The sequence below is a fragment of the uncultured Alloprevotella sp. genome (assembly GCF_963536905.1).
Lineage (GTDB): Bacteria > Bacteroidota > Bacteroidia > Bacteroidales > Bacteroidaceae > Alloprevotella.
Genome location: NZ_CAUTBW010000002.1, coordinates 54188 through 73192, shown reverse-complemented (window position 1 = coordinate 73192; position 19005 = coordinate 54188). Strand labels below are relative to the sequence as shown.

Here is a 19005-nt window from a genome sequence, read left to right as displayed (position 1 = left end):
AGACTTAACGCACAAAAAATGTTTCACAGACTTTTTCTATATCTCCCCGCCCTTCTGCTGCTGCTCGCCAGTTGCAGCAGTGGCAAAAATCAGCACAATCATTCTAATCAGCAAAGTCCTGCCGATACCGTGGTGGACGATGCGCTCCGCCAGCAGCTGGCGGACTATGTCGAACAAAAACAGCAAGCCGACCATTTGGGGCTTTATGTCTACGACCTCACGGCCGATAAGCCCGTTTTTGGCTATCGCGAACAAACCCCGATGCCACCGGCTTCGTGCATGAAACTCATCAGTGGCGTGGCGGCTATGCACCTGCTCACAGACAAATACTTCTACCGCACCACGCTCTACACGAAAGGACGCATCCTCAACGGCGTATTGCAAGGCGATGTAGTGCTACAAGGCAGTCTCGACCCGCAACTCTACGCTCCCGACCTCGCTATGTTCACCAACGCCCTGAAGCGTCGCGGCATCCAGGAGGTGGAGGGCAATGTCTTCTTCGCGCCCGTCCACGATGAAGTACCCACGCCTGAGCAACATTGGGGCCCTGGCGATGTAGTGCTCCCTCAGTACGGACTCTTCTACCAACCGCGCCCCACCATCTTGCGCGCCCTCCGCAACGCACTGCAGCGCGCCGGCATCAAAGTGGACGCCGCACGAGTGGGCATAGGCACAGTGCCCCATGGAGCGCGCCGAATCTTCCGCTTCAGCCGCCAAATGGGGCTCGTCCTCGGGCGGGCATGGCACAACAGTAGTAACACGCAGAGCAACGGCATTCTCTACACCATCGGCTTAGAGTCGGCGCCCAGTGCATCCGCAAATCCCGACCGCCACGACCTACGCCAGCGCGGCGTGGACTATATCCACCGCTTCGTGCGTGAGCAGCTCGACAGCACTGGAACAAATACCATCCACGACGCTTGCGGCCTCTGCTCCGAAAACCGCGTCACAGCCGAGCTCCTCGTTAAGACCCTGCGCTACGCCTACCACCATCCCGACATCTTCCGCATGATGCGCGCCCACCTTCCTATCTCGGGCACCAGCGGCTCTTTCCGCCACATGATGGAACGCAGCACGGCGCGCGGTAAGATTCAGGCCAAAACCGGCACACTCACTCGCCCTTACGGTATCTCCACACTGTCGGGCTTTTGCCGCGGTCGCAACGGCCATCTCTTGGCTTTCGCCATTCTCAACAGTCAGATGTCCATCCTCGATGCCCGCCCCATTCAGCAACGGCTCTGCGAAATCATGATCCAGTAGGGAGAAGGGAAACAAAGGAAGGGGCAGAAGGGAAAGCCCAAAGGCATTGCCCAAAAATCCGCCCGCTCTGCCGATAGGCTTATTTGGCGTTTTTATCACAATATCGTATTTTTGCAGTCAAACCAATCATTATGTTCGAAATAGAAAAAATAGAGAACCGCGTGGAAAAGGCGGTGCTCGTTGCGCTCATCACTAAAACGCAGGACGAACGCCAAGCTAACGAATACCTCGACGAGCTGGCTTTTCTGGCCGAAACGGCTGGCGCGGAATGCGTCAAACGCTTCACGCAGAAGCTCGATGGGCCCAATTCCGTCACTTATGTGGGCAAAGGAAAGCTCGAAGAGATGCGCCGCTGGATCGAGTCCGAACTCGAAGCGGAGCGGGATGTAGATATGGTGGTCTTCGACGATGAACTCAGCGCGAAGCAGATCCGCAACATTGAAAACGAGCTGAAAGTGCGCGTCATCGACCGCACACAACTCATCCTCGACATCTTCGCCATGCGCGCCCAGACGGCCAACGCCAAGACGCAAGTGGAGCTGGCTCAATACAAATATATGCTGCCGCGCTTGCAACGCATGTGGACCCACCTCGAACGTCAGGGTGGCGGCTCTGGCTCGGGCGGTGGAAAAGGTTCGGTAGGACTTCGCGGTCCGGGTGAGACACAGCTCGAGATGGACCGCCGAATCATCCTCAACCGTATGGCACTGCTCAAAAGTCGCTTGGCGGAAATCGACAAACAAAAGCGCACGCAGCGTTCCAACCGCGGCCGCATGATTCGCGTGGCTCTCGTGGGTTATACGAACGTGGGAAAATCCACGCTCCTCAACCTCATGGCTAAGACGGAGGTGTTCGCCGAAAACAAACTTTTCGCCACGCTCGATACGACGGTCCGAAAGGTGGTTATCGACAATCTGCCGTTCCTCCTCTCCGACACCGTAGGCTTCATCCGCAAGATTCCCACCGACCTCGTTGATTCATTCAAATCCACCCTTGATGAGGTGCGCGAGGCCGACCTCCTGCTCCACGTTGTCGATATTTCGCACCCCGATTTCGAGGAACAAATCGAAGTGGTCAACCGCACGCTGGCCGACCTGGGTTGTGCGGAGAAACCTGTCATTATCGTGTTCAACAAAGTGGACGCTTACACCTGGACGGAGAAGGAGGCTGACGATCTCACGCCGGCAGGTAGCGAGAACGTGAGCCTTGTGGAACTTCAACAAACTTGGATGAATAAGATGGGCGAGAATTGTATTTTCATCTCCGCTCGAGAACGCCTCAACATCGACGAACTCCGCGACTTGCTCTATAATCGTGTGCGTCAGCTCCACGTTCAAAAATATCCCTACAACGATTTTCTTTTCAATCAGTACGACAGCGACGGCCGTCCACTCTGATTCATTCTATCATATCCCTAAGAGCCGATCCAGTTTGCAGCACCTTCTCTCGTTTCCGTGCTGCCGCGGCTCGGCCTTTTCCCACCCATTATGCAAGAACAACATTCTCGAACCCAACTCCTCTTAGGTCGTCCGGCCATCGATACGCTCGAAGGTAGCAGCGTGGCGGTTTTCGGCGTAGGTGGCGTAGGCGGCTACGTTGTGGAAGTACTCGCCCGCAGCGGCGTGGGCGAACTCGCTCTTTTCGACAACGATCGCGTGTGTCTCTCCAATCTGAACCGACAAATTGTGGCTCTTCATTCCACTGTGGGGCAATATAAAGTGGATGCGGCCGAGGCGCGTATCCACGACATCAACCCGCATTGCATTGTCCATAAATATCCCACTTTTTATCTTCCCTCAAATGCCGACGACTACGATTTGAGCCAGTACGACTATGTGGTGGATTGCATCGACACGGTCACGGCAAAAATCGAACTCATCAAGCGTTGCCACCAGCTCCACGTGCCTATCATTTCAAGCATGGGAGCTGCCAACAAAATGGATGCAACGGCCTTTCGCGTGGCGGATATTACCAAGACAACAATGGACCCTCTGGCGAAAGTTATACGCAAGAAACTTCGCACTCTGCGCATACCTCATCTCAAAGTGGTGTATAGCGAGGAGCAGCCGCTCCGTCCGCTCACCGAGGAGATGCCTGCCGAAGCAGTCCAAAGCGTTTCCGCCGCTGCTCAGGCTTCTGCCGCCTCCTCCCCCAACCTCTCGACAAATGCGGAGATGCCCACTCCCGCGGGGCGGCGTTCCGTTCCCGCCAGCAACGCTTTCGTACCTGCTGCTGCGGGTCTCATCGCGGGCGGCGAAGTGGTGAAGGACCTCCTCCGTTTGGCCGATACCTATCGCATCGCGCCTGCCGACATGGCCAACAGTCCTGCCGCCCAAGCTGCGGCCGAACGGGCCAAAGCCCACCGCGAACGTGTCAGCAAAATCCACAACAAAGGAGAATAAAAAAAGCTGCCTGCTTCTCCGACCAGTCTGACTAATCCGACCTGTCTGACAAGTCTGATCCGTCCGACTCGTCCGACTTCTCCGACTCGTCCGATTCTTCAAAATACCAGCTATTCAATAGAAAGCCCCGAGCATTCAGCGAATGTTCGGGGCTAAAATTATGGAGTTGATAAAGATTACTTGCAGCTGCCGCAAGTGGGTTTGATTTGTTTGAAGAAATCGTTGCCCTTATCGTCGACGAGGATAAAGGCGGGGAAATCTTCCACGCGAATCTTCCACACAGCTTCCATACCGAGTTCGGGATATTCCACACACTCGATGCTCTTTATATTGTTATAGGAGAGGATAGCTGCTGGACCACCAATAGAACCGAGGTAGAAACCGCCGTGCTTCTTGCAGGCATCGGTCACCACTTGCGTGCGGTTGCCCTTGGCAATCATCACCATCGAACCGCCCATACTCTGGAAGAGGTCTACATAGGGGTCCATGCGGTTGGCAGTTGTCGGACCCATAGAGCCACAGGCCATACCCTTCGGCGTCTTTGCTGGACCAGCGTAGAGCACAGGGTGGTTCTTCAAATAATCAGGGATACCTTCACCGGCATCAATGCGGGCTTTGATCTTAGCGTGGGCAATGTCGCGCGCCACAATGATGGTGCCGCTCATGCTCAAGCGCGTGCTCACGGGGTACTTAGTGAGTTCCTTGAGCACTTCTTCCATCGGTTGGTCAAGGTCTATTTTCACACCGCCACCTTCGCCTGCGTTGCGGAGTTCCTCCGGAATCCAACGCGTAGGATTATCGTCGAGTTTCTCAATCCAAATACCGTCCTTATTGATCTTACACTTAATGTTACGGTCGGCCGAGCAACTCACACCGATGCCTACAGGCAGACTTGCACCGTGGCGGGGCAAACGAACTACACGAATATCATGGGCAAAATATTTACCGCCAAACTGAGCACCAAGTCCTATCTTATAGGCCTCTTCAAGCAACTGTTTCTCCAGTTCGAGGTCGCGGAAAGCGCGGCCGGTCTCGTCGCCCGTAGTGGGGAGGTTATCGTAGTAGTGAGTAGAAGCCAGTTTCACGGTCATCAAGTTCTTCTCCGCACTCGTACCACCGATGGCGATACCGATATGGTAAGGCGGGCAGGCAGCCGTACCGAGGCTCTTCATCTTTTCAATGAGGAACGGAATGAGCGTAGGCTCGTTGAGAATGGCTTTCGTTTCCTGGAAGAGATACGTCTTATTGGCCGAACCGCCACCCTTCATCACGCAGAGGAATTTATACTCGTCGCCTTCCTCAGCTTCGATGTCGATTTGTGCGGGCAGGTTGCAGCGCGTGTTCACCTCCTCAAACATAGAGAGCGGTGCATTCTGTGAGTAGCGGAGATTCTCCTCCGTATAAGTTTTATAGACACCGCGCGCGATGGCTTCAGCATCGTCGAAATCAGTCCAAACGCGCTGTCCCTTTTCTCCGTGAACGATGGCCGTACCCGTATCTTGGCAGATGGGGAGCTGCCCTTTCGCCGCGATTTCTGCATTGCGCAGGAACGTGAGTGCCACGTATTTGTCGTTGTCAGAAGCCTCCGGGTCGCTCAGAATCTTGGCCACTTGGGCGTTGTGGGCGGGGCGGAGCAGGAAAGCCACGTCGCGGAAAGCCTGATTGGTCATGCGCGTCAGGGCTTCGGGTGTTACTTTCAGGATTGTCTTACCTTCGAACTCGCTGGTGCTGACGCCTTCTTTCGTCAGCAGATAGTACTCCGTGTCGTCCTTGCCGAGCTGGAACATAGGAGCATACTTGAATTCCGGTGTTTGTGCCATAATGCTATGAGTTATTTAATGATTATGTTGCTGCGAAATTAAGTATTATAATTCAAATAGGAAAGATGGTGAGGAGAAAAGAGACAGAAACGCACAAGTGTACACACAGTAAAGACAATCCGGCAGAAACGACACATTTGTAAAGGCTTTTCCTTATTGTATTTCTGCTTTTTATGAAATTTTTGTATCTTCGCCACCATAATTCATTTAACAAATTACTAAACACCAACAATCTATGAGAAAATTGTTACTCTTGCTGCTTGTTTTGCTGGGCGTCAGCTCGATGCAAGCGCAGGTTTTGCCGTCGTTCTCTACGGCCGACAATCCAGTTTGGTACCACGTTCAGTTTAAGACGGGTTCCAACTGCTTGGCAGACCAAGGGCGCGGCAACGCACTCAAAACTGCGACAAAAGCAAATGTCGATGCACAGAAATGGGCTTTTATCGGCACGAAAGACAACTTTGTGTTGCTTTCCAAGAAAGGCAACTACGTTAATTTCAATAGCTCAAACTTCACCACCTCCGCTACTGGTGTTGCGCTGAAGATGGTGGAGAGCACCAACGCTGCGGCTTCCGACTGCTGGGAGATACAGCGCAAGACATCGTCACAAAGCATGAATCAATGGGGCGGCACGTCGGCTGGCGTGAACCTCGGAGAGTGGACTGCTGGCGACAACAACAATCCCGTTCGTTTTGTGGCTACTGAGGCCAAACTGCCTGTGTTTAGCTCCGAAACGTCCTCTACTTTCTATTTCGTGAAGTTCTGCCAAGGCGGTGGCTATTTGGCCGACCAGGGTGCAGGCCAGAGCGTGCAAATAGCAGCTGCCGACCCCATACCAGCGCAGAAATGGAAACTCGTGGGCACTCAAAGCAACTTCCAACTCGTCAACGAGGCTGGACTCTACGCCTATGTGGACGGAACGGGCAATGCCGCACGCATCAAAACGCGCACCACGCCCGACGCCAACGGCTTCTCTCTGGAAACAACAGGTGTGGCAGCATTTAGCCCCAACTGGGAAATCCACGCCAACGGTATCAGTGGCAATAACGCTTTCAACCAATGGGGCGGTGCGCAACTGGGAAATGAGATTGGTTTGTGGGCGGCTAACGATGTGAACAACCCCGTGGAATTTATCCTACCTAAGGACATGACCTACGCTGACTACAAGGTGGAGGGCATCGCTCCCGCATCTGTAAGCGGATTGTCCAAACTCACGCTTTGGTACACACAGCCCGCTACGCTCGGCGGAACGTCGAACAACTGGATGGAATACTCCTTGCCCATCGGCAATGGCCAGTTGGGCGCGAGCCTCTTCAATGGCGCTTACAAGGACGAAGTACAATTCAACGAGAAAACCCTCTGGAGTGGTTCGAGCACGGACAACGGTAGTTCCTACGGGGCATACCAGAACTTCGGCTCCCTCTTTGCCGAAGATTTGAGCGGAGATTTCGATTTCGGTTCAGATAAGAAAGTGAAAAACTATTATCGTGCGCTCGACTTGACCCGTGCCATTGGTTCAACACACTTCACCAATGCTGACGGCAGCAAGACTTACGACCGCACCTATCTTGCCAGCTTCCCCGACCGCGTTATTGCTGTGCGCTACGCTTGCAACAAACCGGGAAGCCTCTCCCTGCGCTTCACGCTCAAACCGGGCGTAAAAGCCAACCTCTCCTATGCCGACGGCGAAGGAACGTTCAGCGGCAAACTCACCACGGTGACGTTCAACGCTCGCATGAAGGTGGTGCCCGTTGGCGGTACGATGACCACGGATGCCAACGGCGTGGAGGTGCGCAATGCTGATGAGATTTGCGTGTATCTCGCTGCTGGTACTGATTTCGATGCTTACAAGACTACGTATATCAGTAACACCGCTGCTCTTCCCAGCACGATGAAAGAGCGCGTGGACGCTGCCGCACAGAAAGGTATGGCAGCCATCTTGACGGATCATGTGGCCGACTATCGCAACTACTTCGACCGTGTGGATTTCTCCCTCGAAGGTTCGGAGAATGCTATACCTACCAACAAACTGGTGGATGCTTACTCAGCTGACAATACTGGCGTGAAGGGTTCTTCCCTCATGCTCGAACAGCTCTACTTTGCTTACGGCCGCTACCTCGAGATTGCTTCTTCACGCGGTGTGGATCTGCCCAGCAACTTGCAGGGTATTTGGAACAACACCAACACTCCACCTTGGGCTTCGGATATTCACTCTAACATCAACGTGCAGATGAACTACTGGCCCGCAGAACCTACGAACCTGAGCGAGATGCACCTGCCGTTCCTCAATTATATCACCAACATGGCCATGAATCATAGTCAGTGGCAGAAGTATGCCAAGGATGCCGGCCAAACGAAGGGTTGGACTTGCTATACTGAGAACAACATCTTCGGCGGTGTAGGTGGTTTCATGCACAATTATGTCATCGCCAACGCTTGGTATGCCACTCACCTTTGGCAGCACTATCGCTACACGCTCGACCGCGATTTCTTGCTCAGCGCCTTCCCCACCATGTGGAGTGCTTCGCAATTCTGGATTGAGCGTATGAAGCTGGCTGCCGATGGCACTTACGAATGCCCCAGCGAATACTCTCCCGAACAAGGTCCTACGGAAAACGCCGTAGCTCATGCACAGCAACTCGTGGTTGAGCTCTTGCAGAACACCAAAGACGCTGCCGACATTCTGGGCAGCGATGCTAATCTCTCCGCTGCTGATAAAGCAAAATTGGAAGACCGCTTGGAGAAGGCCGACAAAGGTCTCGCCATCGAAAAATATACGGGCAAATGGGGTTCTCCTCACCACAGCGTGAGCACGGGTCAAGACCTTCTGCGCGAATGGAAATATAGCTCCTACACGCGCGGCGAAGATGGCCACCGCCACCAGAGCCATCTGATGTGTCTCTATCCTTTCAATCAGGTGACACCTGGTAGCCCTTACTTCAAGGCTGCTGTCAACTCTCTGAAACTCCGTTCCGATGAATCAACAGGATGGTCTATGGGCTGGCGCATCAACCTCTGGGCGCGCGCTCAAGACGGCGACCACGCTCGCGTGATACTCCACCGCGCTCTGCGCCACGCTACGTCGTTCGGCACAAACCAGTACGCTGGCGGTATCTACTACAATCTCTACGATGCACACGCTCCGTTCCAGATCGATGGTAACTTCGGTGCTTGTGCAGGTATTGCAGAGATGCTCATGCAGAGCGCAACGGACACCATCGTAGTGCTACCCGCTCTTCCCTCTGTTTGGAAGGCTGGTCATATCAAGGGCCTCAAAGCCATCGGTAACTACACGGTCGACATTGCATGGAAGGCAGGCAAGGCCACTCGCATCACGGTGACGAATGTGAAGGGACAAGCTGGAACTGTGAAGTATCCCGGCATTGGTCAAGCCAACTGCTACATCGACGGCACAAAGCAGCCCGCTGGCGCAAACAGCAACACCGCTGCTATCCCTGCTCGTCAGGGTGCTGTAGTAGTGTTCGACATCGACGGCAGCTACCAGCCCACGGGCGTCAGGCAAGTCACAGAAAATGCGCCGCTCTTCACGGTCGAAGGCCGCACGGTGACCCTCAAAGGTACTGACGTTGAAAGCGTGAGCGTTTACGACCTCCAAGGTCGCAAGTTTGTGCAGACCGCTAAGCGCACATTCACCATTCCGGCTGCAGCAGGCAACACCGTTGTCCTCCAACTGGGCAACCATTCCTATAAGGTGGCTCTCTAAGAGCATCCCACCTCTCAAGACAAAGAGCGAACCCGCCCCACAGCAGGTTCGCTCTTTTTCTATGACAAATATCCACACGCCATTCCCCATTATGGTTGCTCCACAAAACGCCATCAAGCAGTGCGTGGATATCCTTATTGCGCTTGAAAATACAATAAGGCTGTCAGCTGGCTTCCTTATTGTGTCAGCTGACAGCCTTATTCTGTCAGCCAGCATTCTTATTGCATTTTCGACGGTAATAAAAGGGCTGAAAATTCCGCGAAATCTCCCGCGCAAAGCTTAGTTTTTCCCCGCGATGGAGATAATGCGCTTCCAACAGAGGCGAGATGTCCACCGTCAAACCGCTTACTGATGACCATATAGATGAAGGATTTGGGGCGTTCTCTTGGTGGAAAATAGAATTATGACGTATTTTTGCAACCACACGATAAGAGCCTTGAACAACGAAAGGGGTTCGAGGCTTTATTTTTTAATCGGTAGTATTTCCTAAATACAATGAAACAGTTTTTTATCACCCTTCTACTCCTGACTTGCACGGTGGCGAGCTGGAGCAAGACCTTCAAAACCATCAAAACGCCCAAGGTGACGGCTTGCGCAATCCCATTCAAAGAAAAAATCACTGTGCAAGAAGTGGTCTTGACAGATACGGCCACCACGCTTCACCTTTGCATCGAATCGCCAGCAGGAGATCCGTTCATTCTCAACAAGAGCAGTTATCTGAAAGATGAAAGCGGCCACCGATATCCCTTGCGCTCGGCTGAGGGCGTCGTGCTCGACCAACCGATTTCTTCTCCTAAAAATGGCCCAACTCAATTCGCCCTGCATTTTGCCCCCATGCCGCAACGCGTCAGAGTGTTCGACTTCATAGGGGGAGACGACTTCTATTCGTTTATGCTCCTCGGCATCCACGACAAGAACACCCCACTCACCACGCCCAGGCTCGAAGCACTCACCGAGAGCCATCCCTATGTGCTGCCAACGGAGTGGTTCAAGAACGATTCCATCACCATTCGCGGTCGCATCATGGACTATGATGTCGCAAAATTTGGTTTCAACCACTTAGAATGTTACTACGAAAACATTTTTGAGAAGGAGCAGGGAATACTCATGCTCAATATTGCGCCGGATGGGACTTTCGAAAAGAAATTCTCGGCGTGCTATCCCGTGAGAGAGGCTTTCTTCGCGGGCAATTCCAATATAGCGTTCAGCGAGATACCTTTCTTTGCCCGCCCTGGCGAGACCATCGATGTGACGGTGCAAAAGAACGCGCGCGGACAATATGAGTGCCAGTACAACAACGGGAGTTGCAAAGAGATGGAACGATGGCTCAAAGCGAAACTCCCTTTCAATGGCATCATGAATGCCCTGCGCTATTTCAATGGGCCGTTTAGCCAAGCGCAACCCCTTGCGGAAACGCTCTGGAAAAATGCGCTAACGCTACTGGCACTTACGAGCGAGCGCGACAAGTTCACTCCGATGGAAGAGCAGTTGGCCTTGGCTGATTTGCAAGTGAGCTTTGCCAGCGCATTGATTGAATATGCCATGAACCGTGAGGATGATTTTTCAAAAAAAGCAGAAGCCAACGGACAGAAGGAACTCACTGGAGCGGACAAAGCCGAAATGGATGCGCTGAACGATCCCAGCAATTTCAAACTCTTATCGCGCATTCCTTTCGACAATCCTTTGCTGACAGCCAGTAGCTACTTCCCCACTCTCATCAACCGCCTGCGCTTCGCCCCTCCCGTCTTCTCAGGGCAGTTTGCTTCCCTTGGAAAGATGGACAGCGTCAAGATAACGGCCGATATTCAGCAGAAAATTCTCAACAACAAGCGCGCGGCCCTGAAAAAACTAATGAGATGCAACGACAGCAACCTGATGCTGCAAATCTGCATCTACAAAGACATTCAGGAAAACTTCAAAGAGTGGCGCAACAATGAGGCGCTCATCCCTGGAATACTGGCCGACACAAGCCTCACAGAACAAGAACGCTTGGCCGAGGCGGAAAGTCTGCCCGCGCTCAACAATATGCTATCGCCCTACTTGGAAGTTCTTTCCTCTCCCTTCATCCGCCAACAAGCCGATCTCTTCTGTTCGGCAGCCATGATGGAACAAGACATCGCTACGCCTCTCCCCGCCAACAACGCAGCGGCCGAAATGATCCGCCAACTATCGGCGCGCTTCCCGGGCCGCTATCTCCTCATCGATTTCTGGGGAATGGGCTGTGCTCCCTGCCGTGCCGCTATCCAGAAGAGTAAGGATTTGCGCGCCAGCATTGCGCAACGCAAGGATGTGAAACTCATCTTTATCGCTGCAGAGAACACGCCGCAGGGCAGTGAGGCATATCAGAAATATGTGAAAGAATGGCTCACCGACGAGGAGTGTATCTGCCTTTCGCCAGCAGAATACAACCAACTGTGCGAACTCTTCCGCTTCAACGCCATTCCGCACTACGAGACCATCACCCCTGAGGGCTACCGCGTCAGAGAAGACCTCAGCATCAACGGCTTCCACAATTTTGACGATGAGTTTGCACGCCTCAAAGAACAAGCCCAATCCGCTCAACCTGCCGCTATCGGTGTGCCAGCAGATGCTGTAGAGGATATGATTATCAACTTCGACGGGAAATAGGATAACTCAAAAAAAGACAACAAGAAAAGGCTTCACCCCGAACGGAGGTGAAGCCTTTTTGTGAGCGGTCTCTAAAGAGTCCGCTTAGAGAATAGAGGTCTCGCTTAGAAGCTTACGCGGAAGCCGAGCTGCATGTGCCAGCGGCTGAGGATATCGCTCTTCGTGAGACGTGGGTTGTTATACTGGTAAACCGGCGTATAGTTGCCATCAGCACCCTTCGTCATCTTAGAAACCATCAGCGGGCTTACGTTGTAGACGTTGCTATACTGAGCACCCCACTTCTTGTTCAGACAGTTGGCGAAGTTCATGATGTCGAAGGTGAACTCAAAGTTGCAGATGTTCTTCCAGTAAATCTTCTGACCGAAGTGGAGATCAATCTGGTGTTCCCATTCAGTCATGTTAGAATTACGTTCAGCATACTGTCCGCGGTGGTTCTTAGCGTAGCTGTCGCCTTCGATCCATTTTTCAAAAGCTGCACGGTTTTTATCAGCATCCATAATCACCTGACCCTTCACAATGGTCGGCGTGAAGTTCATCAGCGCGAGTTCGTCCTTCGTTGGGATGTAGAGGAGGTTGTTACCCTTCTGTCCGTCACCGTTGAAGTCTTCGCTCTCGTTCATTGAGAGACTGTAGCGGCCACCATTAGAGCCGTTGTAAACGATACCGATCTGCGTGCTGGTCCAGCCGTTGAGGTATTTGGGAGAAGTCCAGCCCACACGTACCATCACGCGGTGAGGAATGTCGAACTTAGAATAGCCAAGTTCACCCTTACCGTTGGTGTCGCGAGAATAGTTGTACTTCCAGTTAGAATAAGCAACAGAACTTGTACCATCGTTCACACTCTTAGAGTGTCCAAAGGTGTAGCTTGCTGCGAGGTCAAGGCCGAAGTTGAAAGTCTTTTCAAAGAGTGCACTGAGGGCGTAGCTGTAGCCGCGGTTCGTATTCTTCAGATTGATGATGCTGTAGTAGTCAGATTTTTCACTGTTGTAGTAGGGAACAGCAGAGTTCTCTTTGCCAGGCACAGCATAGGTCTTTGCCACTTGATTGATGGCAAGGTTCTCGAAGAAGACGTTGTTCATCGTCTTGCTATAGATGGCCTCGAGCGTCATCTTCACGTCGCCGGGCAGCGTGTGTTCGAGGGCGAGGTTAGAGCGGAAAACCTGTGGATACTTAAACTTCTTGCTCACTACAGCAATGTCGGGTTTCTGGCTCGTAGCGCTAGAGTTAACCACATCAGTGAGAGCCTGCTGGTAGTTGTTCATACCAGGCACGCTCTTAGAGATAGTGGTAGATTTCATTTCTACACCATTACTATTGAAGGCGTTGCTGAGCCATACGAAAGGCACACGACCGGTGAAGATACCCGTACCGCCGCGCAGGAGCGTCTTGTGGTCGTCGGTGAGGTACCAGTTGAAGCCGAGACGCGGACTAACCATGAGTTTCGTGCTAGGAACGACACCTACCTGAGCATCCAGATTCTTGCTCTTGGCGTATTGGTTGAAAGTTTCGTTAGCTGTTGGTTTGTTGAAAACAGCGGGCAAATCGATACGCAAACCATAAGTCACATTGAAGTTGGAAGTAGCGTTCCATTTGTCTTGCGCATAGAAACCAAACTGGCCCGCCTTGATGGCTGGAGAATACTTCGTGTCACCGCCGGTGAGAGATGGGTCGGTGTACTTATAGTTGAATCTGTTGGGCTTATCGTTGAGGAAATCGTTCAAATTATCGAAAGTCCAAGAACCATTAGCAGCCTGAATGAAGAGGTTAGAAACCCTGTAGATTTCGTTGTGTGTACCGAAAGTCAGCGTATGGCTACCCAAGTACCAGCTGAGGTTGTCCTCCAACGTGTAGATGTTCTGGTCCAGTCCGTTGGCTGCAGAGCTATATTCTGTACCGATATTGAGGCCTATGCGAGTTGAATTGTCTGCACTGTACACGTTCTGAATCAATACCGTTGGACCTTGGTAGGGTGACTCGCGGTGGTCGCGCACGAAGCTTGCACTGGCGCGCAACTCATTGTAGAAGCTATCACTGATGCGGTTTGTCCATTCTGCAACAATGTCGTTGGTCTTGTTGTTATAACGGTAGCCCGAATTAGCGAAAAAATAGCTGGTAGCACCAACAGCATAGCCGTCTTTGTAGCTATTATTGTGCTGATAGCGCAGTGTGAGGTGGTTGGTCTCGTTGATATTCCAGTCGATGCGGCTCGTAATGCCGAGGCTGTGGCTCTCAACGTTGCGTGGGCCGAAACTATCACGAATGCCCGTCAGCGCATAGTAGCGATCCACTACCTGCTGTGCCACATCCGTTGAGATGTATTTCTCGCTATAGCCGGGGTAGATGTTGTTGGGATAACTCTTTCTCTTGTTTTCTACAGAAGCGAAGAAGAAGAGTTTGTTCTTGATGATCGGACCGCCGAGCGTTCCACCGAAGGTGCGCTCAAACTGGTCGGTGAGGGGCACCTTGGCATAGTCGCGCACAGCACTGTACTTGCCATACATGCTCTGGTTGTTGAAGTAGGAGTACGCACTTCCGTGGAAATCGTTCGTACCCGACTTTGTCACTACATTGATACCGCCACCCGTGAAGCCACCTTGGCGAACATCATAAGGAGCAATAACCACCTGGAGTTCCTGAACGGCATCCATGGAGATGGGGTTTGCACCCGTTTGTCCGCCGTTGGTACCATCGGCACTCAAACCAAACACGTCGTTGGCCACAACACCGTCGATCTGGAAACTGTTGTAGCGATTGTTAGAACCTACGAAGGAAATACCGCCACTCTTGGATGAAACGGCCATCGGCGTGTTCTTCACAATGCTTGCCACAGAACGATCAATCGTTGGGATGTTCTGCATTTTTTGCAGCGTGAAGTTCTCGCCTGCTCCCGTACGTGTCTTGCGATTGGCCACTACCGTTGCTTCGCCCAAGTCAGTAGATTTCGGTGACAATGAAGCATCGAGCGGGAACATATTGCCGAGCTCGAGATTGATGTTCTCAAACTTCTCTGCATTGTAACCCAGGTAGTGGATAGCTACGGTGTAAGGGCCGCCCGGACGCATACCCTGAATGGTATAACGGCCATTGGCGTTGGTCACTGCGCTGTAGGTCGTTCCAGAAGGAACGTGAGTGGCCTTTACCACTACTCCTGCAACTGGCTGGTTGGACTCATTCAGGATTTGACCGCCCAATGAGGACGTAGTCACCTGAGCCTGAACGCAAACTGCAACTGCAGGCGTCAAGGCTGCCAACAATACTCTTTGATAGTATTCCATAAGAAATAGAAAAGATTTAGAATGTCCTTTAAAACTTAGAGGGGAAAGGAATTAAGCCTCTCTTGCAGCGGGTTGCTCGAACCTGCCACTTTTCCACGCCGCGAAGTTACACGTTTTTGTAAGAAATTAAATTCTTTTTGGGCTTTTAACAGAGAAAAAGAGAATAAAGATGCTATTCTTGCCCATCAGACAAGTTGGAAACTTACAAATTGTCCGATGCAGTTTGCAGTTTTAAGGGTTTTTTCACTCTTCTGTGACTTTTTGCGCATCCTGCCATTCGATGATGCCGCCTTGGAGGTTGACAACGGTGAACTTTGCTTTGTTTAGGATTTCAGCACCGCGCATACTGCGTTTGCCCGAACGGCAATAGATGCCCACGATGCGTTTGCGCGAGAGAGCCGCTTGTGCTTTTTCGAGAAAGTCGGGTTGCTGCACATCAATGTTCGTGGCGCCTGGAATGTGGCCTTGAGCAAACTCTTCAGCCGTGCGAACATCCAAAAGCTGAATATTGCCGGTTTGCAGCAGTTTTTCAAACTCATTGGCATTCACGCTCTTGATACCTGGAACGGATACGCTGCAAGATGCGAGAGAGAGAAGCAGCCCTGTGGCTGCAAGGAGAATTTTCATAAATAACTACCGTTTTTTTGCGCCACCTATCAGCCTTGCCAATGGTGCGCGTGGATTTATCGAAGCAAAGATACGGGCTTTTCCTAAATATTGCCAACTTTCGAGGAGGAAAAGCCAAGGGAACGGCTTTTCTTTCTGAAAACTCAGCTCATATACTCCTGCTAATCAACCCCTTAAACCACCCCGTAAATACAATAAGGATGTCAGCCGACACAATAAGGCTATCAGCTGACACAATAAGGAAGCCAGCCGACAGCCTTATTGCATTTTTTTGCCCTGTTGGACAAGTCGGACCAGTCGGACAGGTCGGACGCGTCGGACCTGTCCGATTTTCAAGTAAGCGGCCTCTGAGCTGCCTCTCTTTTATTGAATAAAAGAAAAAAATCTTACTTTTGATGTTACAAAACCGAAAGTCCTGCGTTAGCACAATGTAAACCAACCACTCGAATGGCTCAGAAGTTCCTAAATAGCGACGGCTCGAAAGAGGAAGTACTCCTCCCAGCATTTCAGCGCCTCCAGCGAGGGCTGCGACGCTTGGCCTCCTCCATGGTGGGGGAGAGCGTGGCCGACGATGCTTTGCAGGATGCTTTCGTCCGCCTCTGGACACGCCGCACAACGTTGCGTTCCGAAGATGAGGCCGGCCGACTACTCACCACGACGGTGAAACATCTCAGCATCGACCACCTACGCCAGCAGCAGCGGGAAGCCAGTGTGAGTCTGACCGAGACCGACGGAGCTGAAGAGGACGCGCCCGATGTGGAAAGCCGCTTCCAAGCAGTGGAACGCATCGTGGCCTCCGAACTCTCCCCGCTACAGCGCGACATCCTTCGCCGCCACGATTATGAAGGCCAGGACTACGACGCCATTGCCCAGAGCTTGCAAATGCAACCGGCAGCCGTCAGGATGCAACTCTCACGCGCTCGACGCACCATTCGAGAAATTTACAGAAGAGATTATGAAGATGAATAGTAAAAACTTGGACGAACTCATCAACCGCTATTTCGACGCGGAAACAACGCTGGAGGAAGAGCGCGAACTGCAACGGCTCATCACTGGCCCTTACGCCTCCGATGCGCGCTATGATGAAGTGCGCGCCGTGATGGGCTTCACCGCCGTGGGGCGTAAGCTGCGCCGCAAGTCACACCGCGCCATCCGTTGGTGGCAGGCAGCCGCAGCCGCCGTGGTGGTACTCATGCTCGGAGGTGTCTATACCATTCAGCAGGCTCACCCAGATGATGTTTGCATCGCCTATGTCAATGGGCGCAAGGTGACGAACCCCGACGAGGTGGTCAAACTGATGCAAAAAGAGATGCAGGCCGTGAGCAGCCCCACAGATGCGCCCACGCCGGAGAGCCAACTCAAGGATATGTTTAACACGCTAAACCAATAAAGTCATGCAACGCATTCTGATGATTCTTATAGCTCTAATGAGCGTGGTGCTTCCCGCCCAGGCCCAAGCAGGACTAAATATTGCCTCCATCTTTGAAGGTAGCTACTCCACCCGTCAAGATGCCACTTCGGTGCAGTTCTCGGGCAGCAGGCTCAAGGCTTTCAATCTGAGCCTCTCGCGCAGCCTTTCGCTCACTCCCTCGGCGGCCGACACCCGACAAATAGAAACTGCCGTGCTTCGCGATGCGGCGCATGCTGTGTCAAAAGAAGAGGTGAGAAAGAGTGGTCATGTCTACTACGGTTTCTACAAACTCTCATCCGTGGGTGCTGAAAACCGCTACATCTTCTATCGGAACAACTCCTATCAACCGGGCTCTGACGGACGTCTCACCCTCATCTATTTGCAGGGACGAGCCACGGCGGCCGAACTCAAACGGATGTTTAGCAAATAAAACAAAGAAAAATAACAATAAAACCTTATAAATATGAAACTCAAAGCTTTCCTTGCCCTGACACTCATGGGCACACTGTCTGCAACAGCACAAGTGACAACCGACACAGTGACCACCGTGGAAAACGCACGCCGCGTGGTGGTGACGGAGCGGGACTCAGTGGTCAACATCGACATCTTTGGCAACGGCACAGACCCCACGTTCCGCTATTCCTACTCCAAATCCGTGGGCAAAAACTCCGAATCGGTGGTCCGTCAAAGCGCGGACGACTGGGACTTTAACATCCTCTTTGGCAAGAAGAAAAAGGAACAGGAAGAGTCCAACAAATGGCAAAAAGAATTAGGCATCTTAGGTCTGGCAATGGGCTGGGTGGCCACTCCAGGAATGCCCGACGGACTCAAAGCTAAGATGAGCAAATCTGCCGAGTTCTACCTCGACATTCTCAACGTGAACTTTCAGCGTCGCCACCATGCGTTGGCCATTCACACAGGTTTCTACACCGCTTCCTTGTGCCACGAAGGCAAGCAACTGCGCTACGGCAAGAATGCCTCCCACGGTCTCACCCCCGAAGCCTATCCCGCTGGTTCAGATCCTAAATTTTCTCGCCTTTTCCTCACGACCAACTACCTGGGTTTCAGCTATCGCTATACGTTCTGCCACGACTGGTTCGTGGGTCTGCGCACCAACCTCCACTATGCTTGGAGAGCTAAGGTTCGCTCCGAATATTCGCTCAATGGGCGCGACTTTATGGAGAAGATGAAGAACATTCGCACCAATCGCGTCTCGGCCGATATCATCGGACAAGTAGGTAAAGACTTCGTGAGTCTCTATGTGAAGTACAATCCCTGCCGCATCCTCCAAGATGCCACTGGCTCTGACGACTCTCGCCGCATAGCCATCGGCCTCTCCCTCGGTTTCTGATAATCAGCCGCTACCATAAAATCAAACAATAAGATACTCCCCTCTTTCATTTGGCTTCGCCTCTCCCCGACGGCGAAGCCTTTTTCGTTACATTCTTCTATAAATTTTGCTGATGTGTCCTCAAAAAAACTCCGCAAACCTTATTGTTTAGATCTTGCGAATAGAAGCAATCTGGTCTTTCTAAGTGGGTCAGGCAGCAAGAATAAAAAAATTGGAGAAGGCAGTGAAGCCTTCCCCAATGTCAATTGCTTTTATCATAAATCCCATAATGGGAAATGATTGCAGAAAAGAGATATTTCTCTGATTAGTCTTCCCAGAGAGAATTTTGTTTGTCCCAGATATTTGAGCCACTATTTTCTTCTAACGGACCTTGCTTTCTAGAATCAATCTCTTCGCCAGAATTGTAACCTCCTCCTACACCTGGGCTGGCAACAAGCATCAAACTTTCAGCAGACCAGGTAATAGAAGTTATTTTAGGTGCTGTATATTGTTTTTTATTCATTGTCT

The 19005-nt window shown here is 52.0% G+C and carries 13 protein-coding genes; 9 read left to right on the top strand and 4 right to left on the bottom strand.

What is annotated here, in order from left to right:
* Window positions 1-18: 18 nt before the first annotated feature.
* The 3 genes from ABLA33_RS00645 to ABLA33_RS00635 all read left to right on the top strand — a co-directional run bounded on the left by ABLA33_RS00645 (window position 19) and on the right by ABLA33_RS00635 (window position 3662).
* Entirely contained in the window at window positions 19-1260 is a 1242-nt protein-coding gene (locus ABLA33_RS00645) for a D-alanyl-D-alanine carboxypeptidase (protein ID WP_347718832.1), read from the top strand.
* 131 nt (window positions 1261-1391) lie between these two features.
* The gene (gene hflX / locus ABLA33_RS00640) at window positions 1392-2657 is read left to right on the top strand and encodes a GTPase HflX (RefSeq protein WP_347718831.1); all 1266 of its coding nucleotides are present in this window, start codon (window positions 1392-1394) and stop codon (window positions 2655-2657) included.
* A gap of 90 nt (window positions 2658-2747) precedes the next feature.
* Window positions 2748-3662, top strand: coding sequence for a tRNA threonylcarbamoyladenosine dehydratase (locus ABLA33_RS00635; RefSeq protein ID WP_347718830.1), 915 nt, complete (start codon window positions 2748-2750; stop codon window positions 3660-3662).
* A 176-nt stretch (window positions 3663-3838) separates the two neighbouring features.
* Here ABLA33_RS00635 and ABLA33_RS00630 read toward each other — a convergent pair whose 3' ends face one another.
* Entirely contained in the window at window positions 3839-5482 is a 1644-nt protein-coding gene (locus tag ABLA33_RS00630) for a fumarate hydratase (protein ID WP_347718829.1), read from the bottom strand.
* A 235-nt stretch (window positions 5483-5717) separates the two neighbouring features.
* Between ABLA33_RS00630 and ABLA33_RS00625 the strand changes: the two genes are divergently transcribed.
* Both ABLA33_RS00625 and ABLA33_RS00620 read left to right on the top strand, forming a co-directional pair.
* Window positions 5718-9206, top strand: a complete 3489-nt coding sequence (locus ABLA33_RS00625; protein WP_347718828.1) for a glycoside hydrolase family 95 protein — start codon at window positions 5718-5720, stop codon at window positions 9204-9206.
* Between the two features lie 495 nt (window positions 9207-9701).
* The gene (locus ABLA33_RS00620) at window positions 9702-11834 is read left to right on the top strand and encodes a hypothetical protein (RefSeq protein WP_347718827.1); all 2133 of its coding nucleotides are present in this window, start codon (window positions 9702-9704) and stop codon (window positions 11832-11834) included.
* A 104-nt stretch (window positions 11835-11938) separates the two neighbouring features.
* Here the strand turns inward: ABLA33_RS00620 and ABLA33_RS00615 are convergent, their stop codons facing one another.
* The gene (locus ABLA33_RS00615) at window positions 11939-15109 is read right to left on the bottom strand and encodes a carboxypeptidase regulatory-like domain-containing protein (protein ID WP_347718826.1); all 3171 of its coding nucleotides are present in this window, start codon (window positions 15107-15109) and stop codon (window positions 11939-11941) included.
* A 243-nt stretch (window positions 15110-15352) separates the two neighbouring features.
* Window positions 15353-15736 carry a rhodanese-like domain-containing protein gene (locus ABLA33_RS00610; protein WP_311489755.1) on the bottom strand — a complete coding sequence of 128 codons (384 nt, stop codon included), beginning with the start codon at window positions 15734-15736 and terminating at the stop codon, window positions 15353-15355.
* A gap of 447 nt (window positions 15737-16183) precedes the next feature.
* Between ABLA33_RS00610 and ABLA33_RS00605 the strand changes: the two genes are divergently transcribed.
* Genes ABLA33_RS00605 through ABLA33_RS00590 form a run of 4 tightly spaced genes read left to right on the top strand, consistent with a single transcriptional unit; the run spans window position 16184 to window position 18498 of the window.
* Window positions 16184-16705, top strand: a complete 522-nt coding sequence (locus ABLA33_RS00605) for a sigma-70 family RNA polymerase sigma factor (protein ID WP_347718825.1) — start codon at window positions 16184-16186, stop codon at window positions 16703-16705.
* A complete protein-coding gene (locus ABLA33_RS00600; protein WP_347718824.1) occupies window positions 16698-17126 on the top strand; it encodes a hypothetical protein in 429 nt (142 codons plus the stop codon). Before ABLA33_RS00605 ends, ABLA33_RS00600 begins: the two co-directional genes overlap by 8 nt.
* Before the next feature lie 4 nt (window positions 17127-17130).
* Complete coding sequence (locus ABLA33_RS00595) at window positions 17131-17577, top strand: DUF6108 family protein (RefSeq protein ID WP_347718823.1); 447 nt, start codon at window positions 17131-17133, stop codon at window positions 17575-17577.
* Window positions 17578-17610: 33 nt separating this feature from the next.
* Entirely contained in the window at window positions 17611-18498 is an 888-nt protein-coding gene (locus ABLA33_RS00590) for a hypothetical protein (protein ID WP_347718822.1), read from the top strand.
* Between the two features lie 304 nt (window positions 18499-18802).
* Here the strand turns inward: ABLA33_RS00590 and ABLA33_RS00585 are convergent, their stop codons facing one another.
* Window positions 18803-19000, bottom strand: coding sequence for a hypothetical protein (locus ABLA33_RS00585; RefSeq protein WP_315091336.1), 198 nt, complete (start codon window positions 18998-19000; stop codon window positions 18803-18805).
* Between the last annotated feature and the right edge of the window lie 5 nt (window positions 19001-19005).